Source organism: Rhodoferax sp. GT1R46 (assembly GCF_056521285.1).
Genome location: NZ_JBWMBC010000015.1, coordinates 1,361 through 19,195 on the forward strand (window position 1 = coordinate 1,361; position 17,835 = coordinate 19,195).

15 protein-coding genes, 2 tRNA genes and 3 rRNA genes are annotated in these 17,835 nt (G+C 51.6%); 2 read left to right on the plus strand and 18 right to left on the minus strand.

What is annotated here, in order from left to right; genetic code table 11:
* Positions 1-199: 199 nt before the first annotated feature.
* The 12 genes from rrf to AC097W_RS20510 form a co-directional block, all read right to left on the minus strand.
* Positions 200-312, minus strand: a 5S ribosomal RNA gene (rrf, locus tag AC097W_RS20455).
* Positions 313-459: 147 nt separating this feature from the next.
* Positions 460-3,340, minus strand: a 23S ribosomal RNA gene (locus AC097W_RS20460).
* Between the two features lie 415 nt (positions 3,341-3,755).
* A tRNA-Ala gene (locus AC097W_RS20465) sits at positions 3,756-3,831 on the minus strand.
* A gap of 43 nt (positions 3,832-3,874) precedes the next feature.
* Positions 3,875-3,951: transfer RNA gene (locus AC097W_RS20470), tRNA-Ile, on the minus strand.
* Between the two features lie 97 nt (positions 3,952-4,048).
* Positions 4,049-5,585: ribosomal RNA gene (locus tag AC097W_RS20475) — 16S ribosomal RNA — on the minus strand.
* Together the 16S, 23S and 5S rRNA genes with 2 tRNA genes alongside form the textbook arrangement of a ribosomal RNA operon.
* A gap of 388 nt (positions 5,586-5,973) precedes the next feature.
* Positions 5,974-7,065, minus strand: coding sequence for a protein-glutamate methylesterase/protein-glutamine glutaminase (locus AC097W_RS20480; RefSeq protein WP_479604484.1), 1,092 nt, complete (start codon positions 7,063-7,065; stop codon positions 5,974-5,976).
* A 9-nt stretch (positions 7,066-7,074) separates the two neighbouring features.
* Positions 7,075-7,779 (minus strand): chemoreceptor glutamine deamidase CheD, encoded by a 705-nt coding sequence (gene cheD, locus AC097W_RS20485; RefSeq protein WP_479604485.1) that lies wholly within the window; start codon positions 7,777-7,779, stop codon positions 7,075-7,077.
* A gap of 62 nt (positions 7,780-7,841) precedes the next feature.
* Positions 7,842-8,654, minus strand: a complete 813-nt coding sequence (locus AC097W_RS20490; RefSeq protein ID WP_479604486.1) for a CheR family methyltransferase — start codon at positions 8,652-8,654, stop codon at positions 7,842-7,844.
* 114 nt (positions 8,655-8,768) lie between these two features.
* Positions 8,769-9,257 (minus strand): chemotaxis protein CheW, encoded by a 489-nt coding sequence (locus AC097W_RS20495; RefSeq protein WP_479604487.1) that lies wholly within the window; start codon positions 9,255-9,257, stop codon positions 8,769-8,771.
* Between the two features lie 25 nt (positions 9,258-9,282).
* Complete coding sequence (locus tag AC097W_RS20500) at positions 9,283-11,388, minus strand: chemotaxis protein CheW (protein ID WP_479604514.1); 2,106 nt, start codon at positions 11,386-11,388, stop codon at positions 9,283-9,285.
* Between the two features lie 42 nt (positions 11,389-11,430).
* Positions 11,431-11,793, minus strand: coding sequence for a response regulator (locus AC097W_RS20505; RefSeq protein WP_479604488.1), 363 nt, complete (start codon positions 11,791-11,793; stop codon positions 11,431-11,433).
* A gap of 46 nt (positions 11,794-11,839) precedes the next feature.
* Positions 11,840-12,283 (minus strand): hypothetical protein, encoded by a 444-nt coding sequence (locus tag AC097W_RS20510; protein WP_479604489.1) that lies wholly within the window; start codon positions 12,281-12,283, stop codon positions 11,840-11,842.
* A gap of 218 nt (positions 12,284-12,501) precedes the next feature.
* On the opposite strand from AC097W_RS20510, the gene AC097W_RS20515 reads away from it, so the two are divergent.
* Complete coding sequence (locus tag AC097W_RS20515) at positions 12,502-13,584, plus strand: sensor histidine kinase (RefSeq protein ID WP_479604490.1); 1,083 nt, start codon at positions 12,502-12,504, stop codon at positions 13,582-13,584.
* Positions 13,584-14,213, plus strand: a complete 630-nt coding sequence (locus tag AC097W_RS20520; protein ID WP_479604491.1) for a response regulator — start codon at positions 13,584-13,586, stop codon at positions 14,211-14,213. Before AC097W_RS20515 ends, AC097W_RS20520 begins: the two co-directional genes overlap by 1 nt.
* 9 nt (positions 14,214-14,222) lie before the next feature.
* Here the strand turns inward: AC097W_RS20520 and fliR are convergent, their stop codons facing one another.
* From fliR to fliM, 6 genes are read right to left on the minus strand one after another with little or no spacing between them, the layout of a single operon-like run.
* Positions 14,223-14,990, minus strand: coding sequence for a flagellar biosynthetic protein FliR (gene fliR, locus AC097W_RS20525; protein ID WP_479604492.1), 768 nt, complete (start codon positions 14,988-14,990; stop codon positions 14,223-14,225).
* A 13-nt stretch (positions 14,991-15,003) separates the two neighbouring features.
* Entirely contained in the window at positions 15,004-15,273 is a 270-nt protein-coding gene (gene fliQ, locus AC097W_RS20530; RefSeq protein ID WP_479604493.1) for a flagellar biosynthesis protein FliQ, read from the minus strand.
* Between the two features lie 15 nt (positions 15,274-15,288).
* Positions 15,289-16,083, minus strand: coding sequence for a flagellar type III secretion system pore protein FliP (gene fliP / locus AC097W_RS20535; protein WP_479604494.1), 795 nt, complete (start codon positions 16,081-16,083; stop codon positions 15,289-15,291).
* Positions 16,080-16,394 carry a FliO/MopB family protein gene (locus AC097W_RS20540; protein WP_479604495.1) on the minus strand — a complete coding sequence of 105 codons (315 nt, stop codon included), beginning with the start codon at positions 16,392-16,394 and terminating at the stop codon, positions 16,080-16,082. The genes fliP and AC097W_RS20540 overlap by 4 nt, the downstream gene beginning before the upstream one ends.
* A gap of 9 nt (positions 16,395-16,403) precedes the next feature.
* Positions 16,404-16,838: a flagellar motor switch protein FliN gene (fliN, locus tag AC097W_RS20545; protein WP_479604496.1), complete on the minus strand. Its 435-nt coding sequence runs from the start codon at positions 16,836-16,838 to the stop codon at positions 16,404-16,406.
* On the minus strand, positions 16,828-17,832 hold the full coding sequence (gene fliM, locus AC097W_RS20550; protein ID WP_479604497.1) for a flagellar motor switch protein FliM: 1,005 nt from the start codon (positions 17,830-17,832) through the stop codon (positions 16,828-16,830). The genes fliN and fliM overlap by 11 nt, the downstream gene beginning before the upstream one ends.
* Positions 17,833-17,835: the final 3 nt, after the last annotated feature.

The following is a 17,835-nucleotide window of genomic DNA, read 5'->3' on the forward strand; positions in this document are numbered from 1 at the left end:
TTATCGGCTGTATATTTTTAATGATCTCAAGCAGCTTTAACACTACTTTTTTTCCTTCACTGTGATCAGCGAAGCCTTGAATTATGACACGCTTTTAAGGCTGCTGTCAAAAAATTTGAAACTTTTACGTTTTCTTTACCGCTAACTGGAAGCGGTAAAAAAAACGCCCAGTCACGTGACTGGGCGTTTCACTGTAATAGCCTGACGATGACCTACTTTCACACGGGGATCCGCACTATCATCGGCGCAGAGGCGTTTCACTGTCCTGTTCGGGATGGGAAGGAGTGGTACCACCTCGCTATGGTCGTCAGGCATAACTTTTTGTCACCTTGACACAGGGTCAAGACAACCAATTTATAGAGCTAATCAGCTTCGATTTAACGATCCAGTTTTCTCTGGATATTTTGAATGCGTCAACTTGGCATAACACCCTTGAAGCACTTTCGTGATCAAAGTTATAGGGTCAAGCCGCACGAGCAATTAGTATCAGTTAGCTTAACGCATTACTGCGCTTCCACACCTGACCTATCAACGTCCTGGTCTTGAACGACTCTTTAGGGGGCTCAAGGCCCCGGCAGATCTCATCTTGAAACGAGTTTCCCGCTTAGATGCTTTCAGCGGTTATCTCTTCCACACTTAGCTACTCGGCAATGCCACTGGCGTGACAACCGATACACCAGAGGTGTGTCCACTCCGGTCCTCTCGTACTAGGAGCAGGCTTCCTCAAATCTGCAGCGCCCACGGAAGATAGGGACCAAACTGTCTCACGACGTTTTAAACCCAGCTCACGTACCTCTTTAAATGGCGAACAGCCATACCCTTGGGACCGGCTACAGCCCCAGGATGAGATGAGCCGACATCGAGGTGCCAAACACCGCCGTCGATATGAACTCTTGGGCGGTATCAGCCTGTTATCCCCAGAGTACCTTTTATCCGTTGAGCGATGGCCCTTCCATACAGAACCACCGGATCACTATGTCCTGCTTTCGCATCTGCTCGACTTGTCAGTCTCGCAGTTAAGCACGCTTATGCCATTGCACTATCGTCACGATGTCCGACCGTAACTAGCGTACCTTCGAACTCCTCCGTTACGCTTTGGGAGGAGACCGCCCCAGTCAAACTGCCTACCATGCACTGTCCCCGATCCAGATAATGGACCTAGGTTAGAACCTCAAACACACCAGGGTGGTATTTCAACGTTGGCTCCATAAGATCTAGCGACCCTACTTCAAAGCCTCCCACCTATCCTACACAGATCTGTTCAAAGTCCAATACAAAGCTACAGTAAAGGTTCATGGGGTCTTTCCGTCTTTCCGCGGGGAGATTGCATCATCACAAACATTTCAACTTCGCTGAGTCTCAGGAGGAGACAGTGTGGCCATCGTTACGCCATTCGTGCAGGTCGGAACTTACCCGACAAGGAATTTCGCTACCTTAGGACCGTTATAGTTACGGCCGCCGTTTACTGGGACTTCAATCAAGAGCTTGCACCCCATCATTTAATCTTCCAGCACCGGGCAGGCGTCACACCCTATACGTCCACTTTCGTGTTTGCAGAGTGCTGTGTTTTTAATAAACAGTCGCAGCCACCGATTTTTTGCAACCTCATTGGGCTCCAGGAGTAAATCCCTTCACCTACTAAAGGCACACCTTCTTCCGAAGTTACGGTGTCAATTTGCCGAGTTCCTTCTCCTGAGTTCTCTCAAGCGCCTTAGAATACTCATCTCGCGCACCAGTGTCGGTTTGCGGTACGGTCGTGTGTAGCTGAAGCTTAGTGGCTTTTCCTGGAAGCAGGGTATCACTCACTTCGTCTGCAAGCAGACTCGTTATCACCCCTCATCTAAGCCCGGCGGATTTACCTACCAGGCACGACTACAGGCTTGAACCAACATGTCCAACAGTTGGCTGAGCTAACCTTCTCCGTCCCCACATCGCACTACACATCGGTACAGGAATATTGACCTGTTTCCCATCAGCTACGCATCTCTGCCTCGCCTTAGGGGCCGACTCACTCTACGCCGATGAACGTTGCGTAGAAAACCTTGCGCTTACGGCGAGGGGGCTTTTCACCCCCTTTAACGCTACTCATGTCAGCATTCGCACTTCTGATACCTCCAGCAGGGTTTACACCACCACCTTCACAGGCTTACAGAACGCTCTCCTACCACTTGCAATAAATTGCAAATCCGCAGCTTCGGTAACTGGCTTAGCCCCGTTACATCTTCCGCGCAGGACGACTCGATCAGTGAGCTATTACGCTTTCTTTAAATGATGGCTGCTTCTAAGCCAACATCCTGACTGTTTTAGCCTTCCCACTTCGTTTCCCACTTAGCCAATTTTAGGGACCTTAGCTGGCGGTCTGGGTTGTTTCCCTCTTGAGTCCGGACGTTAGCACCCGGTGCTCTGTCTCCCAAGCTGTACTCGTCGGTATTCGGAGTTTGCATTGGTTTGGTAAGTCGCCATGACCCCCTAGCCAAAACAGTGCTCTACCCCCGACGGTAATACTTGAGGCACTACCTAAATAGTTTTCGGAGAGAACCAGCTATTTCCAAGTTTGTTTAGCCTTTCACCCCTATCCACAGCTCATCCGCTAGTTTTGCAACACTAGTCGGTTCGGACCTCCAGTACCTGTTACGGCACCTTCATCCTGGCCATGGATAGATCACTTGGTTTCGGGTCTACACCCAGCGACTTGACGCCCTATTCGGACTCGATTTCTCTACGGCTTCCCTATTCGGTTAACCTTGCCACTGAATGTAAGTCGCTGACCCATTATACAAAAGGTACGCAGTCACCCCTTGCGAGGCTCCTACTTTTTGTAAGCACACGGTTTCAGGATCTATTTCACTCCCCTCCCGGGGTTCTTTTCGCCTTTCCCTCACGGTACTAGTTCACTATCGGTCAATGATGAGTATTTAGCCTTGGAGGATGGTCCCCCCATATTCAGACAGGATTTCTCGTGTCCCGCCCTACTTGTCGCAAGCTCAGTACCACACAGGTCATTTCACGTACGGGGCTATCACCCGCTATGGCCAGCATTTCCAGGCTGTTCCGTTATGTCTTGTGCTATCACTTGCAGGCTTCTCCGATTTCGCTCGCCACTACTTTCGGAATCTCGGTTGATGTCTTTTCCTCGAGCTACTGAGATGTTTCAGTTCACCCGGTTCGCCTCGCATACCTATGTATTCAGCATGCGATACCTTTGCAGGTGGGTTTCCCCATTCGGAAATCTCCGGATCAAAGCTAATTTGCCAGCTCCCCGAAGCTTATCGCAGGCTATCACGTCCTTCGTCGCCTATCATTGCCAAGGCATCCACCATGTGCTCTTATTCACTTGACCCTATAACTTTGACGTTTCTTGCGAAACAATAAAAGCTATTTTCAAGGAATGTTTGATTGGTCTTTCACCAATCGCGTTATGCCGTAAATGACGCCACCATTCACACAAGCTTTCACTTACGTAAAAAGTTCGTCTAACTTACTTTCGAATTTCAAACAAAGTTTGATATTCATTTTGACGCAATCAAAATTATGTTACTAACAACTACGCAAGGCACGGTCTGCACTAAACCTTTACGAATGTGCAGTTTCCTCACGCAGCTTAAAGTTAGCAACGCTGATTAAACTCTATAAATTGTTAAAGAACAGCCGATTGATCAAGTAATCCTGATCAACAACAAAGCCGCCTCTTCTTCCGAAGAATTCGAAGCAACTTTGGTGTTGGATACCATGTATCAGATAAGAAATAAGAAGATTGGTGGAGGTGACAGGACTCGAACCCGCTACCTACTGCTTGCAAAGCAGCCGCTCTCCCAGCTGAGCTACACCCCCAAAACCAGAAGGACGTTGGATAGGGTTTTTACACACCATCATTTGGTGGGTCTGGTTGGTCTCGAACCAACGACCCCTGCGTTATCAACACAGTGCTCTAACCAACTGAGCTACAGACCCAAGCCGGTCACTTTGACCAGGTCCAAACCTGCGTCATCAGCGACAACCTTCCAACAACCGATAAGTGTGAGCGTTCGAATTTAATTGCAGTTTCCAGAAAGGAGGTGATCCAGCCGCACCTTCCGATACGGCTACCTTGTTACGACTTCACCCCAGTCACGAACCCTGCCGTGGTAATCGCCCTCCTTGCGGTTAGGCTAACTACTTCTGGCAGAACCCGCTCCCATGGTGTGACGGGCGGTGTGTACAAGACCCGGGAACGTATTCACCGTGACATTCTGATCCACGATTACTAGCGATTCCGACTTCACGTAGTCGAGTTGCAGACTACGATCCGGACTACGACTGGCTTTGTGGGATTAGCTCCCCCTCGCGGGTTGGCAACCCTTTGTACCAGCCATTGTATGACGTGTGTAGCCCCACCTATAAGGGCCATGAGGACTTGACGTCATCCCCACCTTCCTCCGGTTTGTCACCGGCAGTCTCATTAGAGTGCCCAACTAAATGTAGCAACTAATGACAAGGGTTGCGCTCGTTGCGGGACTTAACCCAACATCTCACGACACGAGCTGACGACAGCCATGCAGCACCTGTGTTACGGTTCTCTTTCGAGCACGAAACCATCTCTGGTAACTTCCGTACATGTCAAAGGTGGGTAAGGTTTTTCGCGTTGCATCGAATTAAACCACATCATCCACCGCTTGTGCGGGTCCCCGTCAATTCCTTTGAGTTTCAACCTTGCGGCCGTACTCCCCAGGCGGTCAACTTCACGCGTTAGCTTCGTTACTGAGTCAGTGAAGACCCAACAACCAGTTGACATCGTTTAGGGCGTGGACTACCAGGGTATCTAATCCTGTTTGCTCCCCACGCTTTCGTGCATGAGCGTCAGTACAGGTCCAGGGGATTGCCTTCGCCATCGGTGTTCCTCCGCATATCTACGCATTTCACTGCTACACGCGGAATTCCATCCCCCTCTACCGTACTCTAGCTATACAGTCACAAATGCAGGTCCCAGGTTGAGCCCGGGGATTTCACATCTGTCTTATATAACCGCCTGCGCACGCTTTACGCCCAGTAATTCCGATTAACGCTCGCACCCTACGTATTACCGCGGCTGCTGGCACGTAGTTAGCCGGTGCTTATTCTTACGGTACCGTCATTAGCCCCCCGTATTAGAGGAGACCGTTTCGTTCCGTACAAAAGCAGTTTACAACCCGAAGGCCTTCGTCCTGCACGCGGCATTGCTGGATCAGGCTTTCGCCCATTGTCCAAAATTCCCCACTGCTGCCTCCCGTAGGAGTCTGGACCGTGTCTCAGTTCCAGTGTGGCTGGTCGTCCTCTCAGACCAGCTACAGATCGTCGCCTTGGTGGGCTTTTACCCCGCCAACTAGCTAATCTGATATCGGCCGCTCCAATCGCGCGAGGCCCTTGCGAGTCCCCCGCTTTCATCCATAGATCGTATGCGGTATTAGCACAGCTTTCGCTGCGTTATCCCCCACGACTGGGCACGTTCCGATATATTACTCACCCGTTCGCCACTCGCCACCAGGATTGCTCCCGTGCTGCCGTTCGACTTGCATGTGTAAGGCATGCCGCCAGCGTTCAATCTGAGCCAGGATCAAACTCTATAGTTCGATCTTGAATTTTTTGCCCTTTCGAGCAACTCATAAACTGGAATTGACATGAACTTCATTTCTGAATTTCACATCTTTTTTCATTCATGAGCGTTTGTAAGCCAATTAAGACTTAGTTCCGAAGAACTTGGCAATTGCCTTCAAACGCCCACGCTTATCGGCTGTATATTTTTAATGATCTCAAGCAGCTTTAACACTACTTTTTTTCCTTCACTGTGATCAGCGAAGCCTTGAATTATGACACGCTTTTAAGGCTGCTGTCAAAAAATTTTAACCAACTCTGCTTATACACACATGACTGGTACCCCTAACGAAGACTTCCACGTAACACTTGCCTCGCAGTGGCAAGAAACGCACAAGCAAGAATTTGACGCTCACTCTACAAGAGCTACACCCGATACCGGTTCAAGGTACCACTCAGTTTAGTCAAAAGTGCGTCGGCGATTTCAGTCAGAGGCAGCACTTCATCCGCCGCACCATGGAGAATGGCCTCTCGAGGCATTCCAAACACGATACAACTCGCTTCATCTTGCACATAGTTATAACTGCCCGCATCTCGCATTTCCTTCATGGCCTTGGCTCCGTCGTTACCCATCCCGGTAAGCATGATGCCAAACGCGTTTCGTCCAACAAACTTAGCCACAGATCTAAACAATACTTCGACCGAAGGTCTATGCCTGTTAACCAACTCGCCGTCTTCGACAATACAAACGTAGTTGGCACCACTCCTATCGACCCGAAACTGCTTCCCCCCCGGAGCGATGTAGGCATGCCCAGGGAGAATACGGCCACCATCAACAGCCTCTTGCACCGTAATACGACACAGGCCATTCAATCTGGCCGCGAAACTGGCTGTAAAACCAGGGGGCATATGCTGAGTAATGACGATTCCAGGAGAATCGGCGGGCATTCGCGTCAGTATTTCCTTAATTGCCTCTGTTCCGCCTGTTGAGGCACCAATACAAATCAATTTTTCAGTCGATACACGCCCTAAACCTAAAACAACCAGCCTCTGCTCCCCTTCCCGGAATCCGGCTGCATCTCCACCACTCGACGACGGCTGACTCAGCCGCCGAACGTGCGCCCCAGCTGCAACCCGAATCTTATCGACGATTTGCCCAGCAAGATCCCCGATGCCGTCTACCAATCCGATCCTTGGCTTGGCCACAAAATCCACGGCTCCAAGCTCCAGCGCGCGCATCGTAACCTCGGCACCTCGCTCAGTGAGCGTGGAAATCATCAAAACAGGCATTGGACGCAATCGCATCAGACGCCCCAGAAAATCAATCCCGTCCATCTTGGGCATCTCGATATCCAGCGTGATCACATCGGGATTCAGTTCACGGATCAACTCCCTGGCTATCAAAGGGTCGTTTGCAACCCCAACACACTCCATGTCTCTCTGACGATTGATGATTTCGGACAACAAGCTTCTGACCAAAGCGGAATCATCAACAACGACGACACGAATCTTCTTCAATCTACAATCCTAGAACAAGTCCACAGAGCCACCGGCAGTGGACTTCGCCACAGAAGCAGCATTCCCTCGACGCTCCTCGACGGCAAGAGTCTCGGGATGGGAGTGCGCTAGCCGCTTTACCAATGCCTTTCCCGTAAGAGGAAAAAAACATACCTTGCGCGGGTGAATGTCGAGAACATCCTGAGACACAACAGGAATCCGCTCAGTCGCCAGGTAATTCAGCACGAACTGGGTGTTCCGCTCTCCCACATTCATCGTAGTAAAGCCAGCCATTACCTGTGCCCCCCCAAATATCTTGGCCTGCATCGTTTCACGGCGAGCACCCAGCTTGATCATCTCGTTGATCAACAACTCCATCGCATAGGAGCCATATCGACCGGACCCCTCAGCGTTGTCACCATCGGGCAGCATGAAGTGATTCATACCTCCAGTGCGGGCCTTCCCATCCCATATACATGCAGCGATGCATGACCCCAAAACGGTCATCACTACCAAATCTTCGTTAGAGACGTAGTATTCACCAGGGAGCACCTTGACGGCATCGTATTGGAAGTGGTGGTCCGCATAGAAAAAGGACGCCTCGCCTGGCTTGCGAATCTGCGCCTTCAACTGATCGATACGGGACACTCTCCCATTCGCCAACACTTTAGCAGGCGGCAAATTGTTCGCAGGTCCAATCGGTAAGGCCCAGGACGGAGATTGAAGCGATTTCATGTTCGCCTTGCGATCAATTTAAAGTACCCAAAGCAAAACAGACAAACTTCAACATCGTAATCCTAGCGCCGCTCATAAACAGTTTTCCCATTCAGCGCAAACAAGTCCCGAGAATCACTGAAATTTTCCGCATGCCCAACAAAAAGCAAGCCCCCAGGTTTCATGACTCGATGAATACGTTCAAGCACCTTCCGCTGGGTCTGTGAGTCAAAGTAGATCATGACATTCCTGCAAAAAACAACATCAAAAGGATCCCTAAAGGGCCAATCGTCTCTAATCAAATTGACTATAAGGAACTCGATCCGCTGCGCCAGTTCAGACTTGACCCTGACCATCCCCTCATTCGCGCCCTTACCCCGCAAAAAGAATTGCTTCATACGCTCAGGACTAACGCCTTTTAACCCCTCAAGTCGATAGGCCCCCTGAGCTGCAGTCGCTAACACTTTCGAATCGATATCACTCGCCTTGAGTGTGAAATTGCCGCGTTGCCCCAAAGTCTCCAGCGCCGTCATGAAAATTGAATAGGGCTCCTCACCAGTCGACGCAGCACTGCACCAAACGTTCCAAGAAGTCCCCGGGGGCTTTGTCTTCAAATATTCTGCAAAAATATCAAAATGGTGTTGCTCGCGAAAAAATGACGTCAAGTTAGTGGTTAACGCATTGACGAACTCCTGCCATTCTGGACCCTCTGTCGCCTCAAGCCAAGTCAAATACCCGCTAAAACTTTGATGCCCCGTATCCCGAAGCCTTCTGGACAATCTGCTGTAGACCATTGCATGCTTACCATCATGCAAACTGATCCCCGCGCGGCTGTAGATCATCGACTGCACTTTGTCAAAATCTGCGTTGGTCCAAGCGAATTCCCGGCCTTGCATGTGCGCTGCGTCATTAGAGTCGCCTCGCTCCGGCGAGGTACTGTCACCTCGTCCCGATCGCGGATTCATGGCGTCGCGCTCACGGTGGATGCGCATCGGATCAGCTGGCCCGCATCAATCTGAACCACCCACTAGTCCCATGTCAGCCGCTGACATCAACCTCTCGATGTCAAGCAGAATCAACATCCTGTCACCCAATGAACCCAGACCCAGCACGGCTCCGCTATCGATAACGCTATCCATTTCTGGTGCTGACTTCAGGCTCTCCGACGGCAATTCCATCACATCACTGACGGAGTCAACCACTATTCCTACGATTCGGTGCCTAAGATTAAGAATGATGACTACGGTAAAAGCGTTGTACTCAGCCTTGGAACAACCAAACTTCAGCCGCATGTCCACAATTGGAACTATCGTACCCCTCAAATTCACGACGCCCTTGATGAAATCCGGGGCATTTGCCACTCGGGTGGGATGTTCATAACCGCGAATCTCTTGCACCTTCAGTATGTCTATACCGTACTCTTCCTGGTCCAGCCGGAACGTCAGGTATTCGCGAGCACCTGAGGTTCCCAATTCATCGAGTTTTTCCATCATGCCCATGCTGTTCTCCTTCAATTTTCGGGAATCAATGCCGAGACCGTCGTACTAAAGCGCCCGTATCAAGAATGAGGGCGACTTTTCCATCCCCCAGAATCGTGGCACCGGACACATTGGGCACCTTTCGATAATTGGATTCCAAGTTTTTAACCACTACTTGCTGCTGACCTAGCAATTCATCGACGAGCAGCGCTACGCGACTACCATCTGCCTCAACGACGACCATGATGTCACACGCTTTGTCGAAATCAGATCGGGGAATCTGGAAGACCTTTTCCAACTCAATAACCGGCATGTACTCGTCACGCACCTTAATGAGTTGAGACCCCTGCCCTACTGTGCTAACTGCGTCAGCCTTAACCTGAAAAGACTCAATCACAGACGACAAAGGAAGAATGTAGACCTCTTTGCCGACACCCACCGACATGCCGTCCATAATTGCCAGCGTCAACGGCAATCGAACCGAAACCTTCATGCCATAGCCCTCGGCAGAATCTATTTCGACTGTCCCATTGAGTGCTGTGATGTTTTTCTTCACGACGTCCATACCAACGCCACGACCAGAAACATCCGTAACAACTGCTGCCGTAGAAAAACCAGGCGCAAATATCAAACCCCACACATCGGCATCTGACATCTGGTCAGAAACGTCCAGACCCCGCTCACGGGCCTTACTCAAGATTTTTTCCCGCGACAAGCCTCGTCCATCATCACGTACTTCAATCACAATGGACCCACCCTGATGCGAAGCAGAGAGCGTTATGGTCCCTGTTTCAGGCTTTCCCGCGGCCAAACGATCTGCAGGTAATTCAACGCCATGATCACAGCTGTTTCTCACCAGATGCGTCAGTGGATCGGTTATCTTTTCGACCAACCCTTTATCCAGCTCAGTTGCTTCACCCTGAGTCACAAAATCAACCTTCTTGCCCAGTTTTCCAGCCAAATCGCGCAACATCCGCGGGAACCTGCTGAACACGATTGACATCGGAATCATTCGTATGGACATAACGGACTCTTGCAAGTCACGCGTATTGCGATCCAAGTCAGCCAGTCCAGTCAATAGCTGTTGATATACAGCTGGATCAAGTGCCCTGCTATTCTGGGCAAGCATGGCTTGAGTAATCACCAATTCGCCGACAAGATTTATAAGTTGATCTACCTTACTGATAGCAACTCGAATCGTTGCAGCCTCTGGCTGAGCCGCAACTCCAGCGTTTGTCGTCTTGACGGGCGCCTTGGCAACAGCGGCGGATTCAGAAGCACCCCCCACTCCAGTAACGGCGACAGTTGGCTGAACTGGCGCACCTGGAGCGCCGTCAAAAAAGCCAAATCCTGGTAACGGCGCCAGAGGCGCACCAGGTAATGGATCATCCAGATAACCCACGGCTCGCGCTGCAGAATCGTTATCGCCTATGGTGATGTAGTCCCGCGATACATGAAACGCGAATAGATCCAGAAGGTCCTCATTAGAGGAAGTCGTCGTCACCGCAAAAACGCGGGTGTCTTTCCGGTCGGATGACATGACTGTTATGTCTCCCAATCCCGGAATATCCCTGAATAGCTCCCGGATCGCATCTGCCTGCTCCGGCAACTCCAGTGGACCAATACGAATGGTTAATGATCGAACAGATTTATCTCGTGGCACGCTCGGTTGAGCCACAACGTCTGCAGCAACGGCTTGCACCATTGGAGCTATGGCGACAGGTGTTTTACCGGCTGCCAACTCACTGATCCGCCTGACCAGGTCAGCGGTCGGAAGTGCTTCACCTTCGCCACCAGCTTGATGGCGTGCCAACAAGCTGCGTGAAGCATCGGCAGACTCCAGCAAAACGTCGACCATTGCGGCATTCGGCTGTAATTCATGCCTGCGCAAACGGTCCAACAAAGACTCCATTTGATGAGTCAATTCCGCAACATCCGCAAAACCAAATGTTGCAGCTCCGCCTTTTACTGAGTGTGCACAGCGAAAAATACCGTTGAGCTCCTCATCGTCGGCAGTTTCCAGATTCAAATTAAGCAGCATTTGCTCCATTTGATCCAGATTTTCGCCGGCCTCTTCAAAGAAGATTTGATAAAACTGGGTTAGATCAAAATCCCCGCCCCCGCCACTGCTATCTTGGTGCACCTCAGCCATACCCAACTCCTGTTTTCGTTCTAACAAGCCACTATCAAAAACCTATTTGATTACCTTTTTGATCACATCCAATAATCTTGCAGGATCAAATGGCTTTACCAACCATCCCGTCGCGCCGGCAGCCCGCCCAGCCTGCTTCATCAAGTCGCTGGACTCAGTGGTCAACACCAGAATGGGGGTCGTCTTGAATTGCGGGTGTTCGCGCAGTTTCCGCGTGAGGCCCAGACCATCCAGACGAGGCATATTCTGATCGGTCAAGACCAAATCAAAATTCTGAGCTTGGGCCTTCTCGTAAGCATCCTGCCCATCTACCGCCTCCACCACTTGGTAGCCAGCGCCAGTTAAAGTAAAAGACACCATCTTTCGCATAGATGGTGAATCGTCAACAGCGAGAATTAAAGGCATGTGAAGCTCCGACTGGTTCAGTTTGGACAATTTTAGTTGTCAAGATTCAAAAAAGCTCAATGGATCCCGCGTCCATTTCATCCTGGGTCACGGGATTCGGGCGCTCGGGCACTTCCTCAACAAAAGGAACAGCCTCCCCATCCTCCGATCCCATGGACTCAGAAGCCAAGCGATAAGCGCAGCCCTGCAGAATTTTTGAAGTATGAACGATGAGTTGCGACGCCATGTCTTGAAACTGCAACTCAGTCACAGCTGCACGCAAGGTGTTTCGGACCACGTCAAGTGCCCTGGAGTCCATCAACGAAGGATCAGCAAGGTTGGCGCTCGCGCTCGTAAAACGCTCCATCAAATTTTCCATCGTGTGCGCGAGCAAGCCGTCTAGCCGAGTCAAATCGTGCACTACCACCAATAGCGAGTCCTGAACTTCCGCCACAAGCATGACGGGCAATTGCACTGCAGGCGCGGCGTTTGTTGTCAATGATTGATGCATCGTCATTTGTCCTCATAACCACACTTCAGTTCAATCTCGGCCGTATTTTTCTCCCTCAACCCTTGAATCAAGGTTAGCAGGAATGGCTGGAGCCAGGCAACTTTCATCAGGCACCGGGCAACACTTTTCGACCACGCTTGCTTCCCGCGTCCCCATGCATTCATAATGCGTTGCCAATGATAACTTCGAACCATGTGGGCGGTCCACCGGATAACCCTATGAAGATACTCCATCTTGAGGATTCTGCTCTGGACCACCAACTGGTCTGTCACGCGCTAAGGAAAGCGGGGCTTCCAGTTGAAATAAATCGTGTTGATACGCTGGAGCAGTTTTGCGCAGCAGTGAATCAAACATCATTTGACGTCATCTTGGCGGACTATCGATTGCCGGGCTTTACTGCCTTGGACGCTTGGTCAGCGCTCTCCACACTCAGCTTTCGCCCACCTTTTATTCTCCTATCCGGCGCAATCGGTGAGGCGGCTGCGGTTTCGGCGATCCATTTGGGCATCAGCGACTACCTGCACAAGGACGACTTGGGCAGACTTGCCAGGGTCATTGGTCGGGCCTTGGAAATGAATCAAACGCGTGCAGCCAAGGTAAAGGCTGACTTGGAACTGGCAGCTTCAGAAAAGCGCCTTACTGAGTTTGCCGGCTATTTGCAATCGGCCATCGAACGGGAGCGCGCTGCCATTGCACGGGAAATCCATGATGACATCGGCGGGTCCCTCGCTGCAGCCAAACTCGATCTCGCGTGGGTTACCCGGCACGGCTCTGACCCAACAATTCAAGCCCATATCCAAGCGGCCACCGAAATGTTGCAGCACGCTCTTGGCGCCAGCCAGAGAATCATGATGAATTTGCGTCCCTCAATTCTGGACCAGGGGCTTTTTGCGGCCATTCAATGGCTCGCCACAAGTTTCGAGAAGCGGACCGGTATTTCAACAAGCCTGCGAACCAACAATGAACATCTGTCTCCCTCAAAGTCCATTGAACTGACGGCCTACCGTACCGCACAAGAGGCGCTGACTAACGTGTCCAAGTACGCAAACTGCAAACGGGTGGATATAGAAATATCTGACGCTGAAGACGTTTTGACACTGGAAGTGACGGACGATGGCAAAGGTATCTCTGAGCATGAACTGAAAAACCCGGACGCCTTTGGCATCCGCGGATTGCATGAACGCGCCAAGACGGTAGGTGGCTGGCTGGACGTCAGCACTCGAGCGGGCGTTGGCACGTCAATCATCCTCTCAATTCCCCTGAGGCCGACAAGCCAAGCATTGCCGGAGGAGCAGTTCTAATGATACGAGTTGTTCTTTGTGACGACCATGCAATGGTCCGTCGCGGTATTCGCGACACGCTGGCTGACGCTGTTGATATCCAGGTCGTTGCAGAATCCGGAAGCTACGCCGAAGTTCGGGAGGTCCTGCGAACGACCGCATGCGATGTATTGCTGTTGGACCTGAATCTCCCGGGCCGTGGCGGACTTGAGGTCCTTGCGAGCTTGCGAGAGACGAATTCGCCTATCCGGGTTTTGGTCGTTTCCATGTTTGCTGAAGATCAGTACGCGATCCGGTGTTTACGCGCCGGTGCCGATGGGTACCTGAACAAAGCCGGGGATCCAGCAGAACTGATACCCGCCGTGCGCGCCATAGCCAATGGTCGCAAATACGTTACGCCCGAGGTCTCCGAGATGCTGGTCGGGAACCTGGCTTCCCCAAGCACCCAAACGCTGCACTCCACACTGTCTGAACGCGAATTGCAGACGCTGCTGAAGATTGCGTCCGGAAAGCGCTTGTCTGATATTGCAGAAGATCTGATGCTCAGCCCCAAAACTGTTAGCGTTTATCGATCCAGACTTCTGGAAAAGCTGAAATTAACCAACAACGCGGAGTTAACCGTTTACGCCATTCGAAATGAGCTTGTGTAATGTCGACTACTAGTTGTTCACAAACACTTCAACCGCTTTCTCCATAAGCGCCATGAAGGGTTGGTCCAGCATTGGCAAGGTCACCGTGATTCCGACCAAGCCCACAACCAGCGTAATGGGAAACCCGACGGCGAAGATGTTCATTTGCGGTGCGATCCGGGAAATGATTCCCATGGCCAAGTTCGCAAACATCAGCATACCGATCATGGGGAGGGCGATCCACAGCGCACTCGCAAACAAGTCCGCCCCGAGGCGTTGCAATTTCATTTGTTTCAGCGTTTCCAGAAAATTCTGATCCAGCGGGAACGAATGGAAACTGCGTGTGATGGCCATCAGCACCATGAGGTGACCATTCATTGCCAAAAAAAGCAATGAGGTCATTTGACCAAAGAATCGGGCGACAGCGCTGGACTGTGCGTTGATCGTCGGGTCAAAAAACGCAGCAAAGTTCAGTCCCATCTGGAACCCAACCACCTCTCCAGCCAACTCCACGGCGGAAAACACCAGTCGAATGGCAAAACCGATCGCCAAGCCAACACCAACTTGCTGCACAACGACACCCAAAACCTGCGGATCGTCAAACCCAATAACAGGCATGTTCGGCAGGCTGGCCTGGGTGGCCAACGCCACAAAGAAAGCCAATGCGACCTTGGCACGCACCGGGATGGCCCGCATGGAAAACACAGGCGCCGTAGTAAACACCGCCAGGACACGCAAAAACGGCCAGAATATCGGCGATATCCATGCCGCAAGCTGCGCTTCAGTTATGGATATCACGGTTGGATCTCAATCAAACCACCGAGCCGGGAATCGCTTCGAACGTTCGTCGAATGTACTCAACCAGCATAGTGAGCATCCAGGGTCCGGCGATGGCAAACACGGCGATGACTGCAATTAATTTGGGTACAAATGCGAGCGTTGCTTCATGGATTTGCGTAACCGCCTGAAACAGGCTCACCAACAGCCCCACGACTAAGGCCGTCCCGAGAACCGGCGAGGAAACCATCAAAAGCATCAACAGGGCATCTTGGCCCATTGTTAAAACCATCTGCGCATTCATGGCCCAAACGCCTCCTCAAACAACAAAGCTGGCGGCAAGAGAGCCAATCAACAAATTCCATCCGTCAGCCAGCACAAAGAGCATCAGCTTGAAGGGTAGCGCCACCAAGACGGGAGACAGCATCATCATGCCCAGTGACATCAGTACGCTCGCCACCACAATGTCGATGACCAGGAACGGTATAAATATCATGAACCCGATCTGAAAGGCAGACTTCAACTCACTGATGACAAATGCTGGAACCAGCGCCCGCAGAGGGGCTTTTTCTGCAGTCACATCGGGTGCGAGTTTTGCAAGTTTTGCAAACAGAGAGAAGTCGGACTGACGCGTTTGCTTAACCATGAAACCACGAATGGGTGACTCCGCCTTTTCCAGGGCCTGCTCAAACGTAATCGCACTCTTGGTGTAAGGGACATAGGCATCCTCGTACATCTTGTCCAGCGTTGGGCCCATAACAAAAAAGGTAAGGAATAGCGACAAACCAACGATAACCTGATTGGGTGGTGCAGATTGGGTTCCCAAAGCTTGACGAAGCAGTGACAGAACAATCACGATCCGGGTGAAGCCCGTCATCATTAACAATACAGCTGGTAAAAAAGAAAGCGCTGTGAAGAACAGCAGCGTTTGAACGGGAACCGAGAAGCTCGTGCCAGCCGCACCCGTTCCAATCAACAACGGCAACTGCCCTGGAGTCTGCGCACAGACTACCCCGTGAAGAAAGACCGCACACAATCCAATCAGAGATTTGCCGGCGAAGCCTATCCGACTCACTCCAGCACCATGAACAGCCATCCAGCCACGCACTCTCATAAGCTCGCCACCAATGAAACGGATGTTTCAGTGGCACTTGAATGAGGGGATGAAGCAATATGGGTGCTGTGCAGGCAGGTTATGGCCTGCGGGGTAACACCCAATGTCAACCACACGCGCGCGTGCTCCGGACCCACTTCGACTGTGACAACTCGTTGATGGGGTCCAACCGCAACCGCTGAAACGAAGCGTGATTGACCACCCACCTCGCGCACGTTACCTGTCGAACGAGCCTTTGCCCATTTGATCGCAAAAGGCAAACAAGCCAACAGTGCAATGAACACGCCCACGGAGATCAGCGACTGGGTCATCCCAATCCCTCAGTTCTTACTAACGCGGCGCAAACGCTCAGATGGTGTAACCACGTCGGTCAGGCGGATGCCAAACTTGTCATTCACCACCACCACCTCACCCTGCGCTATCAAATAACCATTAACCAAGACGTCCATTGGTTCTCCGGCAAGCGCATCCAACTCTACGACCGACCCCTGTCCCAACTGCAAAATGTGCTTGATAGGGACCTTGGTTCGGCCCAGTTCTACGGAAAGCTGAACTGGAATGTCCAAGACCATATTGATGTCATTGATCGGCGCATCGCCGCCCAACGGCATGGACGAAAACGGCTTAGGAGCACTGCCATCAAGCACCCCACCGGGTTCGCTGGACGACTCGGTTGCTTTTTGCTCCAGCAGGGCCTCAGCCCAGTCAGCCATGCCGTCGTCCGCGGCTTCATCGGGTTTGTCTTCAGATGCCATTTCTTTCTCCCAACCAATTTTGGTCATTGCCCCGCAAGGCTTTGTCTATGCGAATCGCGTACTTGGAATTGTGCGTGCCGTAGTGGCATTCAAAAATCGGTACGCCGTCTATCGTTGCCTGAATTTTCGGCTCACGATCTAGCTCAATGAAATCGCCTTTCTTCATGGCCAGCAATTGCGCCACAGTCGCATCCGCCCGAGCCAACTCGGCTACCAGCGTCACTTCTGCCGCCTGGATCTCACGCGTCAACACGGTTACCCACCGGCGATCTACCTCAATCGAATCACCCTGAGTGGAAGAGTAGAGCACATCCCGAATAGGCTCCAGCGTGGAGTACGGAAAACAAAAATGAATGGCACCGGAGATATCACCGATTTCAAGCTGGAAGGAGGTCGAAATCACAATTTCGCTGGGCGTTGCGATATTGGCAAACTGAGGTTGCATCTCGGATCGCTGGAACTCCAGTTCCAGCGGGTAAATCCCTTTCCAGGCCTTCTTGTACTCCGTCGTAATCACATCCACCAACCGATTGATGACCCGCTGCTCAGTCGCAGAAAAGTCGCGCCCTTCAATCCGGGTCTGAAATTTCCCTATGCCCCCATACAGCGTGTCAATCACGCCAAAGACCAGTGCAGGCTCACATACGATCAATCCGCTTCCACGAAGCGGCCGAATGGCGACAATGTTGAAATTGGTCGGCACAGCCAACTCGCGCAAAAAAGCACTGTACCGCTGCACTGCCACGGGTCCCACAGAAATTTCAGGACTTCGACGAATGAAGTTGAACAGCCCCACGCGCAAGTTACGCGTAAAGCGCTCGTTGACGATCTCCATCGTCGGCATACGCCCACGAACGATGCGTTCCTGGCTGGAAATGTTGTAAGCACGGACCTCTCCGTGTTCGGCGGCCTCCTCCACCGTCTTCTGACTCTCACCGGTCACGCCCTCCAGAAGGGCGTCGACTTCCTCCTGGGAAAGAAATGACTCACTCATATA